Here is a 20,640-nt window from a genome sequence, read left to right as displayed (position 1 = left end):
TAATATAGCTATGAAAAATCTATTCAAGTTCTTTTCGATTGTTTCATTCATCACTTTTGCAAGTGCAGCAACTGCTCAGCAACCGGGACTCGGATTAAAAGGTGGACTTAACTTATCATCATTTGATGGAGGAGGAGACTCAGACACTAGAATTGGTCTAAACATTGGTGGTTATTATAACTCCGTACTGACCGGAGATTTTGCAGTACAGCCGGAAGCGGCAATCTCACTTGAAGGAGACGATAACACCAGTTTTACGAATCTGAACTTGGGTGTAATGGGTAAACTTAACTTCGAAGAGTTAATGCTGGAATTTGGTCCACAGTTGGGTCTTATTCTTGGAGACGATGATGCAAATGCCTCTGCTACAAACTTTACAGTTGGTTTTGGTGCGGGTTATTCATTTAGTTCCAATATGACTTTGGGCCTTAGGTATAATGCGGGTTTGTCAGATGTTTCAGATGGAGGAGACATCACGAATAACACGCTATCAATCAATATTTTTTATGGATTGTAGAAGATAATGTTGAGAGTGAAAATATCTTTATTTGGGTATCTCCAAGAATAAAATATCAAGGCGTAAGTCTTTACCCCAAAAGAGATATTTGTAGATGTAATCATGGTTGTTATATTGCAAATACTTAAAAACTAAATGATTAATATTCTATGAAAAAAATTACTATTCTTTCATTATTTACAGCATTTATTCTATTTGGAGTAACAGCTAATGCACAGGAACAAGGCGATATCAGAGTTGGTGCTGGCTTAGCTGTAGGAACGAAAGCAGGAGCTGAGGCAGGAACAGGAGGTGAAGTTGATTCTAAGTTAGGTCTTGGGGTTAATGTTGGTGCAGAGTATTTAATCACTGATATGATTAGTGTTGCTCCTAGCTATACTTTTTTCTTTGCCAATTCGGTTGATGGAGTAGATTATTCTTTAAGTGCATTAAATATCGATGCAAGGTATTACTTTGGGGATAGCGGCATATATGGCCTTGCTGGTTTTAGCTCAATAAATGCTAAAGCTGAAAGTGGTGGACTGTCTGTATCGGATTCCGAAGGAGGATTAAATATTGGAGCAGGTGTAATGTATCCACTAAGTGATAATCTTTTTGCTAATGGTCAAGTAAAGTATCAAAGTCCTGGAGATGGACAGTTAGTGATCAACGCAGGTGTTGCATTTGCATTCTAAGAAATCTCTCTATTGAAATTCAGTCGTCTCACCACTTCCGGTGATGTGACGACTGTGAGCTTAATTTTTAAGACATTTAATTTTTGATTTTTAACCCTTCCATTGATGGAAGGGTTTTTTGTTTGAATCTATCTTTCTTGATTAGACGTATAAAAACGTGTGTTTTTTACTAATCAAACAAAAACTAAAATGAAAAAAGTACTACTACTAGCGGTTTTTATTACAACTTTTGGAATCGCAAACGCTCAAACAGAAGAAGGAGGTTGGATTGTTGGAGCCACGTCTAACCTTGGTTTTTCATCAGCAAAATCGGACGGTGCAGAAAACCGTTCCAATCACTTCAACATCAATGCCGGAGCTGGTTATTTTCTTATTGATAATTTCGCAGCGGGCTTAAATTTAGGGTTTAATAGTTCCAAGGAAGGAGACTTTTCAAGTAATTCATTTGCTATCGGTCCATTAGTGAGATACTATGTGAGCGATGTATTCATAGGTGCGTCATTTTTAGCCATAAGTGGATCTTCAGATAATGGTTTCACCGAATCAAGCTTTAATGCTACTCAATTGGAATTAGAACTTGGTTATCCTATTTGGATTGTTGATAATGTAGCTATTGAGCCATCATTCGTTTATAGAACACAGAGTAGTGATGATTTAGGAGATTTCAATTCCTTTGGAATTAATGCCGGTTTTAGGCTGTACTTCTAGAAATTAATAGAAAAGAGCCTGATTTTCGGGCTCTTTTGTTCCTTCATTTTCCCTCTATAGTAGCATTTAAGATCATCACCTGATCAATAGGTATGCCACCATCACCAACCGGTACAGCAGCAATAGAATCAACCACATTCATCCCTGCCACTACTTCGCCAAAGACTGTATAGTTCTGATCGAGATGTGGAGTGCCACCAGTTGTGCGATAGATTTCTTTTTGATATTCAGGTATTTTGTATTGCTCAAAGTCTTCAAAGCCCTCCGCGATTTTTGCGAGCGTATCGTAGATTGAACCAAAAAGGGCATAATCTTCGGACTCCAATGCATAATTGATCGAATCCAGCCACATTTTGTTTTCGGGTGCTTGCGTTGCGTAGTGCTGTCTAAGCCAACCATTGATACGTTTTTCTCCTTTTACAATCATACTGTCTGGCTGTGGTCCTGCTTGTACAATGTAAAACTGAATACTAGAAGATGCTCTTTGTGGATTACCGTCTCTGGCAGCTCCCAAAGCGCCTCGTTTATGGAATAGTGTGGTATCAAATTCAGCCGTCACACGATAATCTAGTCCCTCAATCATTGAAGAATCCATATTAGCTAGTCGGAGGCTGTCAAACTCACCTGCCTGAACTACAAAACCCTGAAGAACCCGGTGAAATATGATGCTGTCATACATGCCATCATTCACCAGCTTGACGAAATTATCACGATGCAAAGGTGTTTTATCAGAGAGTTCAAGAACAATTGAGCCCATAGAAGTGGTGAGGGCTACCTGTATAGGTTTAGGTTCTTCTTTTGAGGAGTCTTTTGATCTCGAGCAGGAAATAATGACTGAGGATAGGATTAGGTAGCGGAGTAGTTGCATGATGTTTTTAGCTAAAGATAATGTAAAATGAAAAGGCCATTTCATTGAAGTAATCCACTTAGGTTTTTAACTTCGCCGACTCAATGTGATAGCGGGTCTGAAACCTCAATAATTCGGGATAATTTCATTCATTTATGCTCGTTACCTTTTCGAATTGTTTAAAACACTAATTAACCAGCAACTGATAAGATGAAAAATTTATCACTCACTCTTTGCTTCGTATTGCTTTTTGCAATCTCAGCATTTGCTCAGGGAACCCTCCAGCAGAAATTTGATAACATGCTGGAAAATACCGAGTCCTATGAGCGGTATAAGGTAATTCCGCGCACGGATCTAAATGCTTTTTGGTCGGAGGTGACAGACACGTTGAATCAAAAGCAACGAAAGATTCAGCAGTTACAAACTGAAACTCAGGATGCGAAGGCGTTGGCTCAGCAGGCTCGTGCACAGCTATCAGATGTGGAGGCAAAACTGGACGAAAGTCTTGAGTTGAATGATACCATTTATTTCCTGGGTATTCCTTTCTCGAAGGTGGGGTACCACATCATGGTTTGGGTGATTATCATTGCGCTAGCGGTGCTGGCAGTCATTGCCTACTTCATGTTCATACGCAGCAATAGTGTAACATCCCGTACGAAGCGCGAATTTGATTCGCTGCAGGCAGAGTTTGAGGACCACAAAACCAAAGCACGTGAAACGCAGGTAAAGCTTAAGCGTGAGCTACAAACAGCCGTTAATCAGCTAAACGAGCGTAGGAGCTAGTCTCTTTTATTCCCCCTTTGAAGGCGGTCCGACGTTTCGGAGGGGTGTGAGAGAGTATGGGGGAGGAGGGGGATGTGATACCAATCACCCAATTTTGTGTTTTCACATAGCAGTTTAGGGATTTCAGTTCCTTTGGATAAAAAAAGGGTAATTAGTAATGCACTATCAAGTCAAACCTTTGGCCACTTCCAGGACAGATATATAATATAAATGGTTATCAGACTTTCCAGAAAAGCAAGGAACACATAAAATGAATACCAGGGAGTCATCGAGTTGATTCCAATCAATAGCATCATCAGTGTAAATAGCATGCCGAAAGAGATATTGAGGATCCTGTTCAGTTTGGGATTAAGCAAAACAGATAAAGCTACCATTAATGAGGGAATAACTAAGATGACAGATGCAATAAGTAGTTTCGATGGACTGTCTAAAACGTTATCTCCTGTCAGAAGGCTTTCTACCTTACCCGGAGTGTATAACTCGAAATAGTCTCCGTACAGAAAGCAGAATACCAATGAGGCCCACAAGGCGGATAGTTTGATTTTAATATTGATTTTTGGATTGTCTAGCATTTGGGTAGGTTATTACGATTATTTTCAGGTTGATGATGATATCGGTGAAATGGTTGCTCTTTTCAATGCAATTATCTTACATTTTATGAGAAAGCATTTCTGGCACCATCTTAGTACGTAGTAAAACGTGAACGTTTTCTTAGACCATTTTTTGACGCTCTTTCATAGTGCATTTGTGCTCTTTGTTCTTATAGGATGGATGTTCAAATCTACCCGCAAAGTGCACATCATAGCGATTGGACTAATCCTAATCGCCTGGTTAGGAATAGGGTGGTATAAAGGTGTGATTGGCTACTGCCCACTCACTGATTGGCATTGGGATATTAAACGGGAGCTGGGAGCGAGAAATATTCCCAGCTCATTCATTGAATACATGTTGGAGGAAATCACCGGCATGGATCTTAACCGGAAACTTGTTGATGTTGGTACAGCTGTAGGATTGATACTTAGTGTTTTGTGTGCGGGGTATGTTAATCTTCGTTCGCGGTTTTCTAAGAATTGAATCTCCCCTTTGAAGGCGGTCCGACGTTTCGGGGATGAAGGGGGATGTGATCAGCCTTGAGGACACCAGCAGAGTCAGAATCACTCAATTTGATTTTACGACTTCAATCTGCTTTTCAGGTTGAATCCATGTCCAGGTATACCAAACAATGAAGATTGTAGTAGCTATCTCAATAGCCGCAAAAAACATGTAATGATAACTAGCTCCTCCCATAAGCAGTGTCCCAACCATTATCAGCGTTTTGATAAAACCTGCAATAATATTTGCCAGACGATTTATTTTGTATTTCAACACTCTTGAAAGCAAAACCATAGCAATTGAAATTTCCATGATTACACCAGCTGCTAATAATGTTGTTTCATTCATGTTAATGCCGGCGATTGTACCGGTTAGTAATGCACTTAACATTTCGGCTGACATCAGAGATAAAACATCACAATACAGGTAGTTTAAGGTAACGAAGATCCATAGCGTGGATAAAATGACTTTTCTATCGTTAATTACTTCTTCAGCGTTCATTTTTTTAGTTTTTTAAATGACGGTTCAAGATTGGTTTTGTTACAGTTAGTGAATGATGTCTTTACAATCCGCTATTTTTCAATCAGTTAGGATATAAACCACGGAGGGAGAATAAACTAGATGTCATTTCGAACGCACGTGAGAAATCTTTACCTCCAAAGTAAATATCTCTCCCTTTGGTCGAGATGACATTTACATTGAGCAAGCCCCAACCTGAGCGTAGGTTGTACCTACGCTTTTCATATCAATTCTATTTCTAATAGATTATTCAATCCTGCGTAGCTTCTTGCACTGCTATACAAGTAGTCCTCTGCATTTTCAACCCAAGCGGCTCTTACTGGATTTTCATGAATGTAATTCAACTTACTGTCTATCATTTCATTGCTAGTCAATTCAACAGCATGGTTTTCATGCGTCCAGAATTGCTTCTCCTTTACACGTTTATTGAATCTGGCATGATATTCAAAAACGACGTTCATCCAATCTTTTCTACTTTCTGATTGGTTAGCATCTATATTTTTAAGGATCTGATTTGAAGTGAATCGTTTGAAATCTCTAATGGTATCTGAAAGCCTTTCCGAATTCGATCGTACAATCAAATGAACGTGATTGGTCATTATTACATAGGCATATACGATCAAATCTTTTTCTACTATACAATATTTCAAACTGTCAATGATAATATCCCGATAGGCTTGTCTACTGAAAACATCTACCCAGCCGACGACTTGACAGGTTAGGAAGTAAGTGCCTCCCTGATCTTTGATTTGATAACTATCTGCCATGAAATTTGTGATTGGTTCTATGGTTGTTGCTATGAAAGCAACAAAATAAATAAGGCATAGCTACAAGCTATGCCTAGTGTTCCATTTTTTAAATAAGCTACGCTTAGTTTGGGCACTAAACTAGCGAAACTGCCCAACCCCTGCAACGGCATCTACGAAGCACTGCGTTCCTCAAGTCTAAATCCAGAAAGACGAAAAGGAGGGAGGAGAAATGAAAGTAGCAGAATGGGCGGTGAAGCGGTCAAGTTGCACTGAATCTGCCAGACAGCACACAGGCATATTCGCGCTAGTGTTAACTACTTTATTCACAATAGGCCATAGACTATGCGGTTTGCAAGTTCAATGTTCAGAGAATGAATAATACTTATTCCATCAGATTTAAAGTGTTCATCTGATGAGTTGACAGTAATGAAGTCATCAAATTTTATTTGACCAGTTTTAAGGTTTGTGAGTTTAATCTTAGCTGTTAGCGAACTGGTTTCATTTAGTTGGAAATATGATACTTGATCCAAAAGTATCTGATAATCCAGATTCTTTAATTTTTCCATCTGTTCACAGCTGATCAATTCAATGTTATATTGTTCATCATAATTACTAAGATGAAATTGAAGTTTGGCGGCAATTTCAAAGGTTAAAATGTTTGGAAATGTTAAGTGATCTAGAATTTCTGTCAAACTGTTCCCGACACGATCCACAGAATCTTTTTTACCAGTTTGTTTCGCAAGGTTGATTATTGAATCATAGTGATTAAAATACAATTCAGCTTCCTGGCTTAGCTCTTCAGATATTTCAAGTTCGCATGCTGAAATGATCTGAACATCGACAGTATCAGAGATAGTTAGTCCGTTCAGCAAGAGGAAAAAATTGATCAGGAGCATTTAATTGTAGATAACAACATTATAACATGACTATTCCTGTTATTTACCTTTCAAATATACCGTTTTGAGTTTGTTTAAGGCACCAGAATATCTTAATTCAGCAGCCAATCAATAATCATTTTCAATAATAGTCGTATTTATAAATGGATATATTCATATAAATACGGTTATAATGCTAAATCAAACTTGCACGCACTTCCCTCACCACCTTCAGCAGGTAATCAACAGTTCCCTCATGCATCCGATGATTGATCAGACAGGCACGAATCACAAATTGATTGTGCAGGGTAGTGCCTGTGATAAATACTCGTCCATCTTTTTCTAAGGCCGGGATTAGCTTTCTGTTCAGTTCGTCAATGGCTTTCTCATCCGTTAGTCCATTTGTATATCGGAAACAAGTGACTGCCAGATGAGAAGTGGTTTTTAATTCAAAGTCATCTGCTTTGTCTATCTGATCACCCAGATAATGTGCCAGATCTATATCCTTCTGAATCATTGCCTTTAGCTTTTGCATACCGTAGGTCTTTAGGCTCATCCACACCTTGATGGCTTTCGCATTTCTCGTCAACTGAAAATAATGCTCGTTGAAGTTGGTACGTCCTTGCTCTTCCAGACTTGTATCCAGGTAGCTGGCCTGTTTATGGTAGGTTCGTTGAAGTAGGCTAAAATCCTTCACCAGTAAACAACCCGCTTCAAAGGTCTGGTACATCCATTTATGAAAATCTAATGCCAGCGAGTCGGCCAGCTCAATACCTTTGTACTCATCCTGAATGGAATCCAAACAGGCCGGCAATCCTCCATAGGCTCCATCAATGTGAAACCACATGTTATGTTCTCTCGCGATGGAAGCCAAAGCAGTCAGATCATCAATTGCTCCGGTATTCACAGTTCCTGAATTGCCCACCACACAGAAAGGAGTGAAGCCTGCAGATTTATCTTTTTCTATGGCAGCTTTCAAAGCTTCCAGATTGATGGTAAAGTCATTATTGACTTCAATTTTCCGAAGTTGGTTGGTGCCAATACCCAGCTCCATAAGGCTTTTATCCACACATCCATGCACTTCCGTGGATGCATAAACCGTAAAAGGCTTCATACCGAAAAGTCCTTTTTCTCGAATATTTTCTTTTTCAAAGAAGATGTTTCTGGCAACTGTCAGTCCGGCCAGGTTTGCGGCAGAACCACCACTGACCATTACGCCCCCACAGTTTTTACCAAAAGTGGTTAATTCGCCTGCCCATTGAATCACTCGCTTTTCAATTTCGCTGGCAGCAGGCCCCAAGTGCCACTTCCCAACGTTCTGATTGATGGTAGCTGTCAGTTTCTCTGCAAGCAGTGACATCTGCGAACCACCTGCCATCACATAGGCGAACATGTACGGACCCACATTGTTGGTTGCGGTATCCATTACCAGTTCCTTGAACAGATCAACCACCTTTTCAGGGTTCATCCCTTCTTTGGGTAGGGGTTCATCAAACCAGCTCTCAACTTCTTTTTGAGGATGGTAATGGTAGGCTTTCTTACTTTCTAAATCGGAAAGCTGATGGATAACCAGATCAGAGGTTTTATTGAGGAGCTTCTGGAATTGCTCCGGTGAGAAATCGAGTGTGTTATTCATTGCCTAATTCGTTTAGGGTTCGTTCTTTAAAATCTTGTTGACTGTATTGAACCTCCAGTGCTTCCAGCAGGTCCAGGAAATTGCTATCGTGGGGAAAGAGCTTTTTCACACCTTCGGTCCCGGCTTCCCATATTTCTTCAAATCGTGGCAGGTTTTCTTCAGCTTTCGCAGATAAGAAAAAATGCTTTTTTCGGGAATCAGACTTATCAATGGTGGAATTGAGGTAGCCGGCCTTTTCCATTTTACCAACTATTGTGATGATAGAGGGATGAGAAAAGTGGAGTTTAGTTGCCATTTCAGTTACTGAAAGCTGTTCGTACTTTTTCAAAAGCTTGAAAATGAGGAACCAATTGGGTTCAATATCCAATCCCAGCTCTTTGTACATCTGCCGGCCACTATGGACCATGGCTTCACTTAATCGTTTCAACCTTACGGCAAGCCCCAGGTACCCTAATTCATTTACAAAATCGTATTTCATATTCATGTAGTCAACTACGTAAATATAAATAAATAAACGTAGTGCGCTACATAGTTTATGGAAAGTCTTTATGATTGGTTAATTTCATCGCATGGAAAATCAGAAGTTCTTCAAGAAAATAATGGTCGCCAATCGAGGCGAAATAGCCATCCGTGTACTACGTGCTATATCGGAGCTACACATACGATCAGTAGCGGTTTACACTTTTGAGGATCGCTATTCACTGCATCGCTATAAAGCAGACGAAGCATATCAGATTGGAACGGATGATGAGCCCTTGAAGCCTTATTTGGACATTGAGGAAATTATTTCTGTTGCCAAGCAAAATGAAGTGGATGCGATCCATCCGGGCTATGGATTTCTTTCGGAGAACGTAACATTCGCCACACGATGTAAGGAAGAGGGCATTACCTTCATCGGTCCTGAGCCGGCAGTGATGTCACAGTTGGGAGACAAGGTGATGGCCAAGAAAGTAGCCAGAGTTGCAAAGGTTCCTGTTATCGAAGACAATCAGAAAGTTTTAGAAAATGACGAGATAGCCAAAAGCGAAGCGAAGCGAATCGGTTATCCGGTGATTTTAAAGGCCTCAGCCGGAGGTGGGGGTAGAGGAATGCGTGTGGTCAGGGATGAGCAGACACTCATCAAATCATTCAATGAGGCGAAATCAGAAGCCGGAAAGGCATTTGGAGACGACACGATTTTCCTGGAAAAATATGTGGAGAACCCAAAGCACATCGAAGTGCAAATCCTGGCGGATGGTGCAGGCAACATTGTTCATTTGTATGAGCGTGACTGTTCTGTTCAACGAAGGTTTCAAAAGGTAGTGGAAGTAGCACCGAGTGTTGGGCTGAAAGATGAAACCCGCGAAAAGCTTTACGAATATGCCTTGCGCATTGCTAAACAAGTAAACTACAACAACGCAGGTACAGTAGAATTTCTCGTAGATCCGAATGAGAACATCTATTTCATTGAAGTGAATCCACGGGTGCAGGTAGAGCACACCATTACGGAAGAAGTCACTGGCATTGATATCGTTCGTACACAGATATTAATTGCGGCTGGATGTAAGCTTTCACATCCGCAGATTTTCATACAGTCCCAGGATGATATTCAGGTAAGGGGATACGCGGTTCAATGTCGCGTCACTACAGAAGATCCTGAAAATGGCTTCAAGCCGGATTATGGAACCATCATCGCCTACCGAAGTGCCGGTGGATTTGGTATTCGTCTGGATGCGGGCAATGTGTACAATGGCGTAAAAATTTCGCCATTCTTTGATTCACTGTTGGTGAAAGTAACGGCTAAAGGCCGAACACTCAAAGGAGCTGCACAACGACTACACAGAGCGCTCAGAGAGTTTAGGGTACGAGGCGTTAAGACCAACATCGGGTTTCTGGAGAATGTGATCTACACAGAGGATTTTTTCAATGGTAAGGCCACTGTGAATTTCATTGATAGCCACCCCGATCTGTTCAAGATCAAGAAGAGTTTCGACAGAGGCACGAAGACACTCAATTATATCGGAGAGATTTCGGTCAATGGAAGTCCTGATGTAAAGTCATTTGATCCGAATAAAACTTTCAGAACACCGAAGCTCCCTCATTATCAAAAAGATGGATCAGTCCCTGAGGGTTCAAGAGATCTGTTGAAAAAGCTAGGACGAGAGAAGTTTGTCCAGACTATCAAGGATGATCCAAAGGTACATTTCACCGACACTACCTGGCGCGATGCACATCAATCATTGCTGGCTACAAGATTCCGTACGGAAGACATGCTCAAGGTGACCCGGAGTTATGCTCAGCAAAACCCTGAAGTGTTCTCCATGGAAATGTGGGGAGGAGCCACCTTCGATGTTTCTATGCGATTCCTGAAAGAGAGTCCATGGAAACGACTGCAACTCATGCGCGAGGCAGCACCGAATATCTTATTCCAGATGCTGCTACGAGGATCCAATGGCGTAGGATACACGGCTTACCCTGATAACCTGATCGAACGGTTCATTGAACGTACGGCCGAAAATGGGATGGACATCTTTCGAATTTTCGATTCGCTCAACTGGATCGAAAATATGAAGGTGAGTATCAAGGCGGTAAGGGAACGAACAGAGTCACTTGCCGAGGCGTGCATTTGCTACACCGGAGAGTTGCAGGATGATGATCAAAAGAAATACACCCTTCAGTACTATCTAGATATGGCACGTCAGCTCGAGGATGAAGGAGCTCACATGCTTGCCATCAAAGACATGGCCGGACTATTGAAGCCATACAGTGCACAATTGCTGGTATCTGAATTGAAGAAAGCGGTGGACTTGCCGATCCACCTGCATACGCACGATACCTCATCCATGCAGGCTGCCATGTACCTGAAAGCCATAGAATCAGGGGTTGATATTGTGGATGTTTCGCTTGCTTCCATGTCAGGATTGACCTCTCAGCCCAACTTCAATTCATTGGTTGCATCAATGAAGTATCATGAGCGTGGCAGGGAAATGAATCTCAAATCATTGAATGAACATTCTACCTATTTCGAGGATGTACGTGAATTCTATTATCCATTTGAATCGGGGCTAAAAGCAGGAACAGCAGAAGTCTATGAGCATGAAATTCCTGGGGGACAGTACTCAAACCTGAGGCCTCAGGCGATTGCATTAGGTTTGGAGCATAAGTTCGAAACCATCAAAAGGAACTATGCGATTGTCAACGACCTCTTCGGAGATATTGTGAAGGTGACACCTTCTTCCAAGGTAGTAGGGGATATGGCCATGTTTATGACCGCCAATGACCTGTCTGCAGAAGATATATTTGAGAAAGGGGAGTCACTATCGTTTCCGGAATCTGTGATTGGCTTCTTCAAAGGAGACCTGGGTCAGCCACCTGGTGGATTCCCGGCTGAAATCAGCAAACTGATCCTGAAAAATCAAAAACCACTCAAAGGACGAGCGAATGACAACATGGAGCCGGTGGATTTTGATAAGGAATTTGCTGCCTTTCAGAAAGAGTTTCCATTGACGGATTTCGATGATTTCCTATCATACAAGCTGTATCCTAAAGTGTTCAAAGAGTATTACCAGCATGTTCAGGATTATGATGAGGTAACGAATCTCCCTACTCCGGTTTTCTTCTACGGAATGAAACGGGGCGAGGAGGTGATTGTGGAAATTGCCAAAGGGAAGAATATCATCATTGAGATGGGATATATCACTGAGCCGGATGAGGAGGGCATGCGTACGGTTTCCTTTAAACTGAATGGTCAAACCAGGAAAATTGATATCCGGGATAAGAATGTGGCTGTTCAGAAAGTATCGAACAGAAAAGCGGAAGCTGATAATGAAATTGGTTCACCACTTCAGGGCAAGATCGCTGAGGTGAAAGTGAAAGAAGGAGATAAGGTGAAGAAAGACGATGTGTTGTTTGTGATTGAGGCCATGAAGATGGAAACAACCGTTTCTTCATCAGTTTCCGGAACAGTTAAGAAAATACACCTTGGTGCCGGGGAGCTGGTAGAGCAGGATGATTTGGTGGTGGAGATGGGGTAGAATCTTTCATCATCAATCTACGTCTTAATCCCCTCCTGGGAGGGGTAGGGGTGGGTCACGACGAGTCCTCATTTACAGGTGATTCTGAAGCGACATACTATTCAAAATAATATGAGCAATGATGAGCGGCCATAAGTTCCTGCCGGATAAGACATATACGATCCCAAAAACCAAACCAATAAGTCCTGTGGTAATGGAGCGATCAGACAAATCATAACTGTGTCTAAACCCAAAAATGATAGCTTGGAAAAGTACAGCCAAAATCGTCGAAATGAGTTTATTTCCGAATAAGGATTCAAATCGAATAAGTGAAAAACCACGGTCCTGCAGTTCCTCCAAAAGAGATTCCAGCCAAATGAAAAATACAATAGAGATTTGATAGGGTAGACTTTTCTTAACCACTTTAGTTATTTCTTCTACTACTTCAGTCGCTTCTTCTGGGGAAGGCGAGATCATTTTATAAACGATGATACATACTATTGTTGAAATAAATGTGATTCCCGCAATACCCAACATCTTCCAGATATTGTACGGTTTAATAAGCCCTATATCTCTCCAGGATTGCTTTCTATAGTAAAGTAGTAGAGTTGCTACTCCTACGGTAGATATGGATCTTAGCAAAGCATTGCCCCAAAATCCTATTTGTTCGATATGCACTTCTCTAATGAGAAACATTGCGGCGAGGAAAATCACCAGATCGATCAATGCCTGTAAGGGTTTAATCTGGCTTGCCGGATTAGCCAGGGAGTTCTTTCTTTTTGTATTCAACTTATTATGAAAATTAGTTCTGGTTAGGATTTGGTATACTCCAAAAGATCTCCCGGTTGGCATTCAAGTGCCTCACATAGTGCTTCCAGTGTGGTAAAACGCATCGCTTTTGCTTTGCCTGTTTTCAAGATAGACAGATTAGCTTCAGTTATTCCAAGTTGGTGGGCCAGATCTTTTGATCGGATCTTCCGTTGTGCCATGACAACATCAAGGTTTACTATGATTGGCATAATTAAACAGTCAGTTCGTTTTCTTCATACAAACGATTACCCTCAGTAAATATCTCACTTAAAAGAAAGCACACCAATGCACAAATAGGGTAGAGCAATTTTGCTTCCAAATGCACCATGGTTCCTGAATTAGCCGGAAGTAATGATATGAGGTCAACAAGGAAAAGCATGATAAAAAAAGCACCCATTTTCTTGAAATGGAGGATATTTTCAGAGACAAATGCTTTCAGGTGTTTGATTGACTCGATGATTTTAATTGCTCTGGAGAGAAGCAATAGGGTGATTAAAATCTGAATGAGATTCTTGGCGAAAGAGAATGTAAGATGCAAGAAACTTTGCTCAATGCCTTCACCCTCTTTATTAAATGATAAACCACTATCGGTCCAGATATATTGGATACCTAATGGTATTCCTAAAAGGTGACTTATAAAAAAGAAGCAAAGAAGTATGGCTAATACAAAGAATATCACACGTAGCACCCGAACGGTCACTAGGGATAATTTTAAAATATTGTTATTCATAAGTAATTAATTTATGCAATTATATAAATAATTATTTAAAAACAATAATTAATAAATTATTAACAATAAAAAAAGCCTCACATGATTGTGAGGCTTAAGAGCTAGTTTTTCTTATTGTTTTTAAACGATTTGTCCGGGTATGGAGGTGGCGGAGGTACCGGACGTGGGTCTTCTTTAATCTTCTGTTTTAAGTGTTCGATCGCTTTATCCAGTTGTGCGTCCTTTCCTTTAAAAGTGGCATGAGGTAGATTGTCAATCTCAATATCCGGCTCAAATCCTCTGCCTTCAATGCGCCATTCACCATCGGCATAAACGCCAAACATGGGTGCACGTGCCAGGCCTCCATCACTCAAGCGATTGCCACTATGAAGCCATATCTCACCACCCCAGGTACGCGTGCCAATCGTAGTTCCTAAGTCTAATTCTCTAAAACCGTCGGCGAAAGCCTCACCGTCTGAATAGGTGTTTTCATTTACTAACACAGCGATGTGTCCCCTGAAAGCGTATGGCATGTTCCAGTATGGTTCTCCGGAACGTGCCTGCCAATACATCCATGCTTTTCGCAATAGCTTTTCTAATATGAAACTGTCAATATTTCCACCCCAGTTGTAGCGAACATCTACAATGAGACCCTGACGGTTAAAAACAGGGTAGAACTCTCGATAAAATTGATTGATATCTCTGCTACCCATCGCCCGCAAGTGTAAGTATCCGATGGTTTTATCCGATTGTTGATCTACATATTTACGATTGCCGTATTCCCAATCACGATACCTTAGGTTGAATGCACTTCCAATTGGTTTGACGATGATGTCCCGAACACTGGAACCACGTTTGATCGCCAATCTTACCTGCTTTCCTACCTGATCTCGAATCAGCTCGCCTATATCATTTGCTGAAAGCGCAGCTCTACCATTCACACTTGTAATGATATCACCCGCTTTCACATCAAGGTATGGATCATCCAGGGGCGATTTTTCATCGGGATAGTCCGGGTCTGCCTTGTAGATATAATCGATACGGAAACCTCCAGCTCCTTCATCTCGGGTAAAGACACCCCCAAGGTTGGCAACCGGGATGTTTTTTTCATCACTTCTGGTGTCACCACCTCTTACACTGGTATGTAAAGCAGATAATTCACCAACAAATCGACCAATCAGATCAGAAAGTTCGTTTCGAGTGGTCACCCGATCCACAAGGGGTAAGTACTTAGCATGCATTGCATCCCAATCCACACCGTGCATGTTTTTGTCATAGAAATAGTCTCTTTCCATTCGCCAGGCATCCGTAAACATTTGCTTCCATTCTTTTCGAGGATCAATAGGGAATTTCCAGCCGCTTAAATCTACTTTTCCGTCACTTAGATCACTAATTGGACCAGTTCCTGCATCTACGATGTAGAAATTTCGTTGCTTCGCGACCATGAGTTTTTTACCATCAGCAGTCATATCAAATCGATTTACATCGCTGACCATGGTTTTCACTTCAGGATCCTCATTAGTGATTTTGACGACTGCCAAATGACTTTTTGCGTCTACGCCTGTTTCTCTGGAGACTACATACAGCGCTTTATCATTCACTTCTAATCCAAAGTAATTGCCAGGTTTAACTGGAACTTCTATTAGTCTTTCCTGAATGCCATTTTGATCAATCGCAACATTTACACCCGAATCTTCTTCATCACCCTTTTTCTTTTTGTCTCCATCTTCTTTCTTCTCATCATCACCGGAATAAAGTTCATCTACTGGCCTAAATGGTGATCGATTGCCTTTTTGGAGCGGAATATGGTAGATTTTTTCACTTACATCGAAATAAGGCTCTGGTTGTCTCGTACCCCAGGGGCTGCCTACTAGAGTGGTAAAATTTCGGTCAGAGATGAAGTAAATAAACTTTCCATCCGGGCTCCATCGTGGGTTAAAGCTATTGGCTCGATCAGTCGTTAGCTCAAATTGCTGCTTGGTATTTACATTGTATACCCAAATCTGAGCCATACTGTTTTTTGCAGCCTGCACATAAGCCAACCACTGACTATCAGGGGACCATGAAAAGTCCCAGATGCCTTCCTGATTAGTAGAAATTTTTGTGCTTTCTCCGGTTGAGACATTCAACACATACATGTTACTTTCCAGGTCATCGTATGCGATCCATTTGTCGTCTGGAGATGGAATGCCTGCATATCTTAATAAGTTGCCATCATTGGTTATGGTAGTTTCTGTTCCTAATCCATCAGCAGGCATTTTCACAAATTCAAACTCTCCGGTTTCATCTGAAAGTGCAATGATTGATTTTCCATCCGATGTGAATGCTGCATCCCGATACCTGACATTGTCTTTTTCTGTAAATGAGACTGTCCTGCCAGCTTTGGTAGGAACAACAAAAACCCTACCTCTTGCAGTAATCGCAATTTTTGATCCATCATTATTAGGATTGACGGAAGTGATGTATTGTGAAGGATTGTCTTCCCATTTCTCTCTTAACTGATCCAAATCTGAAGCAAGTGTGATGGCTATTTTTTCAGAAGCATCTGTCTCAATAGAGTATTTCCATAGGTCAGCACCAACCTGATACACAATCATACCATTCGAAACATTCGCAGAGCGGACATCAAAGTTCTCATGAGTGGTATGTTGCTTTTTGTCCCCTCCATTTTCATCCATCGACCATACATTCATGATCCCATCTCTATCAGATAAGAAATATATTCTTCCATCGTGCCACATAGGGTGGTGGCTTTCGCCTTCATAATCCGTTGTAAGTTTGATGGCTTCTTCTGAACCGAAGGTAAATTTCCAGATTTGACGAGCAGTTCCTCCTTTGTAACGTTTTGTAACGTTGTTGTGATCGGCGGGTCTAACAAAGTATACCGTTTGTCCATCTTCACTAAACGAAGCTTCACTCGCCTGATCAAGGGGAATGACTGTTTTCACCTTTGTTTTCGTATCAATTGTTACCAATCGATCATCCGGCTTTTTATTGTATGCCCATGTGGCATATACAATATTCCCATCAGGCGTCCATGTGGTTGCGGTTGATGGTTCACTTTCATACGTCCATCGGGTAGTTAACCCACCATTTATCGGCATGGTATATACTTCGGTCGGACCTTCATAGCTTGCTGAATACATTATTGTTTTTCCATCCGGAGATATAGCAGGAAATCGTTCTTCTTCGGCGTGTGTAGTCAATCTTTTTGCTAAACCGCCGGTGAGGGAAACTGACCAAAGATCGCCCTCAGCACAAAATATGATGATATCATTATGGATGTCTGGATTTTGATAATAGCCCTCAAAGCCCTGACTCCTGACAGTTGTCAATGAAAGCAAAAGCACGCAAAATAGTGCTCCAAGAAAACGTAACGAATTGGGAAACATAGTTTTAGGTATTGTTGTACTAATAAATCTAATTCTCTTTTGGATTACATTTTAATTTTTAACGCTCTTTAGGAAATCACAAGTGATGAGCGGTAGTGACCTCAAAGAATTTCAATAAATTCCATCGTGCAAAAATCTAAAGCCAATTGGATCTATCTTGTGTTGCTCATCCTGTCAGGGGAAGCAATATTTGTCTTGCCATTCGTGCTACAGCGGGTATTTCGTTCAACGGTACTTGAAGTATTCGAAATAAGTAACACGCAACTAGGTCTTTGCTTTACATTTTATGGGATAACTGCAATGCTTTCCTATTTTGTTGGCGGGCCCATAGCCGATCGATTCGAGCCAAGAAAATTAATTGCCTGGTCACTCTGGACAACCGCTTTAGGTGGATTCATATATGCATTATATCCTGGTTTTTACATGCTTCAACTGCTGTATGGTTATTGGGGGTTTACCACGATTTTACTTTTTTGGTCTCCTATGATCAAGGCTACTCGTATTTGGGGAGGGGCATCAGATCAAGGAAAAGCCTTTGGCATATTAGATGGCGGGAGAGGACTTGTAGGCGCTTTATTTGGAGTTTTTGCAGTAGCTCTTTTTGCAAACTCTTTACTAGAGAATGTTGACATTAATTTGGAAGAACGAAGAGAGGCCTTTAAGTGGGCCATATATGGTTCTACAGTCTCCATTGCGGTTATAGGAATATTGGTTTGGCTTTTTCTCAAATCGGAAGAAGCACCTTCCGAAAAAGTAGATCATCTCTCCGTCAAACAAGTAAAGGAAGTGATCAAATTACCTGCGGTTTGGCTGTTGATGGTGATTATTTTATGTGCGTATATGGGGTATAAAACCACTGATGTGGTATCTCTGTATGCAAGGGAAGTGTTACATTATGATGAAATTAATTCAGCCCATATTGGTACGTTCTTGTTATTCATGAGGCCCTTGGCAGGTGTTTTAATAGGCTTTGCCGCCGATCGTTCAAAAACCACTCTTTGGCTCTTTATAAGTTTTGCGATCATGTTTGTTGGATCACTATGGTTTGTTAGCGGTTTTGGCTTTGAATTATTGCCTGTTTTTCTTGTTTCAATCTTCACTATTTCCGGAGGGGTGTATGCGGCACGCGCACTTTATTTTGCGGTGATGAGGGAAGGAAGGATACCATTATACCTTACTGGCACTGCAGTGGGGGTGGTTTCAGTTGTAGGGTTTACACCGGATGTTTTTGCAGGGGTTATTATAGGATTCCTTCTGGATACGAATCCCGGTGAGCTTGGGCATCAACATGTGTTTTTGCTTCTGGCTGCTTTTTCAGCATTGGGCACTTTTTGCGCCTGGAGGTATCATAAATTGGCACCAAGTGATGAAGCATGCAAAAAGGCTGATAACTTAGCCAAATGAATCCATCTGAGATCCTAAAACAATACTGGAGGTATGATTCCTTTCGCCCTTTACAAGAGGATATCATTCAGTCTGTGCTGGATGGGAAAGATACGCTCGCGCTACTTCCAACAGGAGGAGGAAAATCGGTCTGTTTTCAGGTGCCTGCTATGGCTATGGATGGGATTTGTATTGTGGTTTCTCCCTTGATTTCTCTAATGAAAGACCAGGTTGATCAGCTGCAAAGGAGAGGCATTAAGTCAGCGGCTATTTACTCAGGAATGAGTCGAAGAGAAATTGACATAACGCTCGATAATTGCATCTATGGAAATTTTAAATTCTTATATGTATCACCGGAGCGTTTAAAAACGGAGATATTCCTGGAACGAGCCGTACAAATGAACATTTGTCTTTTAGCAATAGATGAGGCGCATTGTATCTCACAGTGGGGGTATGATTTTCGTCCACCGTACATGCAAATCTCAGAATTTATTGAGTCCGTTTCCATTGATCGAATGATTGCATTAACGGCCACTGCCACCAAAGAGGTAAAGGAAGATATCATTGATAAACTGGGGATGAAAGACCCACAGGTTTTTCAAAAGAGCTTTGCCCGTGCCAACCTATCGTACTCTGCTTTCCGGTTAGAAAATAAAGAAGGAAAGCTGCTCGAAATCCTTGGAAATGTACCTGGTTCGGCCGTTGTATACGTTCGAAGTAGAAAACGAACCAGAGAGATAGCTGAAATGCTAAGAAGAAATCAAATCTCTGCCGACTATTATCATGCAGGACTAACCGGATTAGATCGATCGGAAAAGCAAACCGCCTGGATCAATAATAAAACCCGTGTGATGGTCGCTACAAATGCATTTGGGATGGGGATTGATAAACCGAATGTCCGTACGGTTATACACATGGATTTGCCTGACTCGCTGGAAGCGTACTATCAGGAGGCTGGCCGTGCCGGACGGGATGAAAGAAAAGCGTATGCGGTAGCACTTTACCATGTTCAGGATATCGATGAGTTGAAGGAACGGACAAGTAGGTCGGTGGTTACACTTGAGCAGATCAAACGGACATATCAGGCACTAGCTAATTTCTTTAAAATGGCGATTGGGAGTCATGCGCTATCCAGCTTTCCTTTTAATTATGAGCAATTCATTAATACGTATAACCTGCCAGTTGTTGAGACCTATGCTGCATTAAAAAAGCTAACAGATGAGGGACTCATTCAAATGACTGAAGGGTTCTACGAGCAATCGAAGATCACATTTTTATTGGATAAAAGTGAGACGTATAAATTTCAGATAGCCAACCCAAAACTTGATTCTGTAATTAAAACACTACTCAGGCTGTACGGTGGGGAAGTCTTTGCCGGCTATGCAAAAATCAAGGAAAAGGACATTGGATCTTTGCTTAAAACAGATAAGGTTCAAGTACGGAAGTGGTTGAAATTTTTGCATGACAGTGAAGTGATCGACTACCAACCTGCAATGGATTCAGCTACGATCACGTTCTTAACTCCTCGCCTTGATCCGGAGAAGCTGCCTATTGATAATAAACAAATAGAGTGGAGGAGAAAGCTGGCGTTGGAGAAAGCAAACGCAGTTATCGATTATGTGAAATCAACAGAATGCCGCACACAAATATTCCAACGTTACTTTGATGAGGAAACCACGATTACTTGTGGTATTTGCGACAATGATCTGGAGAAAAAGAAAAAGCTGAAGGCAAGCGAAATCCCTGTAGACAAGGTAGAGGACGTCTTGGAGTCTCCTCGTAATATGTCTGAATTAAGAGCATTGCTATCCAGCTATACTCAAGATCAAATCATGGAAGCGCTGCGTATTCTTATTGATGATAAGAAGGTAGTGGAAAGTGGGGGGAGGTTTAGTTTATTGTAGTTTGGAAGTTAAACATCCTCCTAACCCCCCTTCAAAAGTGGAGTTGCACA

Annotated in this window: 19 protein-coding genes; 8 read left to right on the top strand and 11 right to left on the bottom strand. The window is 41.3% G+C overall.

What is annotated here, in order from left to right:
* Positions 1-10: 10 nt before the first annotated feature.
* The 3 genes from ACQK2H_RS16630 (at position 11) to ACQK2H_RS16620 (ending at position 1,899) form a co-directional block, all read left to right on the top strand.
* Entirely contained in the window at positions 11-517 is a 507-nt protein-coding gene (locus ACQK2H_RS16630) for an outer membrane beta-barrel protein (RefSeq protein WP_425392505.1), read from the top strand.
* Positions 518-666: 149 nt separating this feature from the next.
* Positions 667-1,191, top strand: a complete 525-nt coding sequence (locus ACQK2H_RS16625) for an outer membrane beta-barrel protein (protein ID WP_425392504.1) — start codon at positions 667-669, stop codon at positions 1,189-1,191.
* A 189-nt stretch (positions 1,192-1,380) separates the two neighbouring features.
* Positions 1,381-1,899, top strand: coding sequence for an outer membrane beta-barrel protein (locus ACQK2H_RS16620; protein WP_425392503.1), 519 nt, complete (start codon positions 1,381-1,383; stop codon positions 1,897-1,899).
* 43 nt (positions 1,900-1,942) lie between these two features.
* Here ACQK2H_RS16620 and ACQK2H_RS16615 read toward each other — a convergent pair whose 3' ends face one another.
* Complete coding sequence (locus tag ACQK2H_RS16615) at positions 1,943-2,767, bottom strand: peptidylprolyl isomerase (protein WP_425392502.1); 825 nt, start codon at positions 2,765-2,767, stop codon at positions 1,943-1,945.
* Positions 2,768-2,956: 189 nt separating this feature from the next.
* Here ACQK2H_RS16615 and ACQK2H_RS16610 point away from each other — a divergent pair, with 189 nt between their 5' ends.
* Positions 2,957-3,529, top strand: coding sequence for a hypothetical protein (locus ACQK2H_RS16610; protein WP_425392501.1), 573 nt, complete (start codon positions 2,957-2,959; stop codon positions 3,527-3,529).
* A 170-nt stretch (positions 3,530-3,699) separates the two neighbouring features.
* Here the strand turns inward: ACQK2H_RS16610 and ACQK2H_RS16605 are convergent, their stop codons facing one another.
* Positions 3,700-4,101: a DUF6326 family protein gene (locus ACQK2H_RS16605; RefSeq protein WP_425392500.1), complete on the bottom strand. Its 402-nt coding sequence runs from the start codon at positions 4,099-4,101 to the stop codon at positions 3,700-3,702.
* Positions 4,102-4,228: 127 nt separating this feature from the next.
* On the opposite strand from ACQK2H_RS16605, the gene ACQK2H_RS16600 reads away from it, so the two are divergent.
* Positions 4,229-4,603: a DUF2784 domain-containing protein gene (locus ACQK2H_RS16600; RefSeq protein ID WP_425392499.1), complete on the top strand. Its 375-nt coding sequence runs from the start codon at positions 4,229-4,231 to the stop codon at positions 4,601-4,603.
* Positions 4,604-4,687: 84 nt separating this feature from the next.
* Here ACQK2H_RS16600 and ACQK2H_RS16595 read toward each other — a convergent pair whose 3' ends face one another.
* The 5 genes from ACQK2H_RS16595 to ACQK2H_RS16575 form a co-directional block, all read right to left on the bottom strand.
* A complete protein-coding gene (locus ACQK2H_RS16595; RefSeq protein WP_425392498.1) occupies positions 4,688-5,122 on the bottom strand; it encodes a DUF6326 family protein in 435 nt (144 codons plus the stop codon).
* A 239-nt stretch (positions 5,123-5,361) separates the two neighbouring features.
* Entirely contained in the window at positions 5,362-5,907 is a 546-nt protein-coding gene (locus tag ACQK2H_RS16590; protein ID WP_425392497.1) for an REP-associated tyrosine transposase, read from the bottom strand.
* A 305-nt stretch (positions 5,908-6,212) separates the two neighbouring features.
* Positions 6,213-6,785, bottom strand: a complete 573-nt coding sequence (locus tag ACQK2H_RS16585; RefSeq protein ID WP_425392496.1) for a hypothetical protein — start codon at positions 6,783-6,785, stop codon at positions 6,213-6,215.
* A 175-nt stretch (positions 6,786-6,960) separates the two neighbouring features.
* On the bottom strand, positions 6,961-8,400 hold the full coding sequence (locus ACQK2H_RS16580; protein WP_425392495.1) for a pyridoxal phosphate-dependent decarboxylase family protein: 1,440 nt from the start codon (positions 8,398-8,400) through the stop codon (positions 6,961-6,963).
* Complete coding sequence (locus tag ACQK2H_RS16575) at positions 8,393-8,878, bottom strand: MarR family winged helix-turn-helix transcriptional regulator (protein ID WP_425392494.1); 486 nt, start codon at positions 8,876-8,878, stop codon at positions 8,393-8,395. The genes ACQK2H_RS16580 and ACQK2H_RS16575 overlap by 8 nt, the downstream gene beginning before the upstream one ends.
* A gap of 91 nt (positions 8,879-8,969) precedes the next feature.
* Here ACQK2H_RS16575 and ACQK2H_RS16570 point away from each other — a divergent pair, with 91 nt between their 5' ends.
* On the top strand, positions 8,970-12,413 hold the full coding sequence (locus ACQK2H_RS16570) for a pyruvate carboxylase (protein ID WP_425392493.1): 3,444 nt from the start codon (positions 8,970-8,972) through the stop codon (positions 12,411-12,413).
* 72 nt (positions 12,414-12,485) lie between these two features.
* Here the strand turns inward: ACQK2H_RS16570 and ACQK2H_RS16565 are convergent, their stop codons facing one another.
* The 4 genes from ACQK2H_RS16565 to ACQK2H_RS16550 form a co-directional block, all read right to left on the bottom strand.
* Positions 12,486-13,181 carry a CPBP family intramembrane glutamic endopeptidase gene (locus ACQK2H_RS16565; protein ID WP_425392492.1) on the bottom strand — a complete coding sequence of 232 codons (696 nt, stop codon included), beginning with the start codon at positions 13,179-13,181 and terminating at the stop codon, positions 12,486-12,488.
* A 23-nt stretch (positions 13,182-13,204) separates the two neighbouring features.
* The gene (locus tag ACQK2H_RS16560) at positions 13,205-13,411 is read right to left on the bottom strand and encodes a helix-turn-helix domain-containing protein (RefSeq protein WP_425392491.1); all 207 of its coding nucleotides are present in this window, start codon (positions 13,409-13,411) and stop codon (positions 13,205-13,207) included.
* A 2-nt stretch (positions 13,412-13,413) separates the two neighbouring features.
* Positions 13,414-13,932 (bottom strand): hypothetical protein, encoded by a 519-nt coding sequence (locus tag ACQK2H_RS16555; protein ID WP_425392490.1) that lies wholly within the window; start codon positions 13,930-13,932, stop codon positions 13,414-13,416.
* A gap of 101 nt (positions 13,933-14,033) precedes the next feature.
* A complete protein-coding gene (locus tag ACQK2H_RS16550; protein ID WP_425392489.1) occupies positions 14,034-17,303 on the bottom strand; it encodes a S41 family peptidase in 3,270 nt (1,089 codons plus the stop codon).
* Between the two features lie 126 nt (positions 17,304-17,429).
* Between ACQK2H_RS16550 and ACQK2H_RS16545 the strand changes: the two genes are divergently transcribed.
* Both ACQK2H_RS16545 and ACQK2H_RS16540 read left to right on the top strand, forming a co-directional pair.
* Positions 17,430-18,707: an MFS transporter gene (locus tag ACQK2H_RS16545; protein ID WP_425392488.1), complete on the top strand. Its 1,278-nt coding sequence runs from the start codon at positions 17,430-17,432 to the stop codon at positions 18,705-18,707.
* Positions 18,704-20,590 carry a RecQ family ATP-dependent DNA helicase gene (locus ACQK2H_RS16540; RefSeq protein WP_425392487.1) on the top strand — a complete coding sequence of 629 codons (1,887 nt, stop codon included), beginning with the start codon at positions 18,704-18,706 and terminating at the stop codon, positions 20,588-20,590. The genes ACQK2H_RS16545 and ACQK2H_RS16540 overlap by 4 nt, the downstream gene beginning before the upstream one ends.
* Positions 20,591-20,640 lie beyond the last annotated feature (50 nt).

Source organism: Ekhidna sp., from assembly GCF_965228795.1.
In the GTDB taxonomy this organism is placed as follows: Bacteria; Bacteroidota; Bacteroidia; order Cytophagales; family Cyclobacteriaceae; genus Ekhidna.
This window is presented reverse-complemented; position numbering and strand designations above follow the sequence as displayed.

Excerpts from the sequence above, each read along its gene's own strand:
- ACQK2H_RS16595 (WP_425392498.1), bottom strand. The coding sequence starts at position 5,122 with ATGAACGCTGAAGAAGTAATTAACGATAGAAAAGTCATTTTATCCACG.
- ACQK2H_RS16585 (WP_425392496.1), bottom strand. The coding sequence starts at position 6,785 with ATGCTCCTGATCAATTTTTTCCTCTTGCTGAACGGACTAACTATCTCT.
- ACQK2H_RS16570 (WP_425392493.1), top strand. The coding sequence starts at position 8,970 with ATGGAAAATCAGAAGTTCTTCAAGAAAATAATGGTCGCCAATCGAGGC.
- ACQK2H_RS16550 (WP_425392489.1), bottom strand. The coding sequence starts at position 17,303 with ATGTTTCCCAATTCGTTACGTTTTCTTGGAGCACTATTTTGCGTGCTT.
- ACQK2H_RS16610 (WP_425392501.1), top strand. The coding sequence starts at position 2,957 with ATGAAAAATTTATCACTCACTCTTTGCTTCGTATTGCTTTTTGCAATC.
- ACQK2H_RS16605 (WP_425392500.1), bottom strand. The coding sequence starts at position 4,101 with ATGCTAGACAATCCAAAAATCAATATTAAAATCAAACTATCCGCCTTG.
- ACQK2H_RS16625 (WP_425392504.1), top strand. The coding sequence starts at position 667 with ATGAAAAAAATTACTATTCTTTCATTATTTACAGCATTTATTCTATTT.
- ACQK2H_RS16615 (WP_425392502.1), bottom strand. The coding sequence starts at position 2,767 with ATGCAACTACTCCGCTACCTAATCCTATCCTCAGTCATTATTTCCTGC.
- ACQK2H_RS16630 (WP_425392505.1), top strand. The coding sequence starts at position 11 with ATGAAAAATCTATTCAAGTTCTTTTCGATTGTTTCATTCATCACTTTT.
- ACQK2H_RS16575 (WP_425392494.1), bottom strand. The coding sequence starts at position 8,878 with ATGAAATACGATTTTGTAAATGAATTAGGGTACCTGGGGCTTGCCGTA.
- ACQK2H_RS16590 (WP_425392497.1), bottom strand. The coding sequence starts at position 5,907 with ATGGCAGATAGTTATCAAATCAAAGATCAGGGAGGCACTTACTTCCTA.
- ACQK2H_RS16580 (WP_425392495.1), bottom strand. The coding sequence starts at position 8,400 with ATGAATAACACACTCGATTTCTCACCGGAGCAATTCCAGAAGCTCCTC.
- ACQK2H_RS16555 (WP_425392490.1), bottom strand. The coding sequence starts at position 13,932 with ATGAATAACAATATTTTAAAATTATCCCTAGTGACCGTTCGGGTGCTA.
- ACQK2H_RS16560 (WP_425392491.1), bottom strand. The coding sequence starts at position 13,411 with ATGCCAATCATAGTAAACCTTGATGTTGTCATGGCACAACGGAAGATC.
- ACQK2H_RS16620 (WP_425392503.1), top strand. The coding sequence starts at position 1,381 with ATGAAAAAAGTACTACTACTAGCGGTTTTTATTACAACTTTTGGAATC.
- ACQK2H_RS16540 (WP_425392487.1), top strand. The coding sequence starts at position 18,704 with ATGAATCCATCTGAGATCCTAAAACAATACTGGAGGTATGATTCCTTT.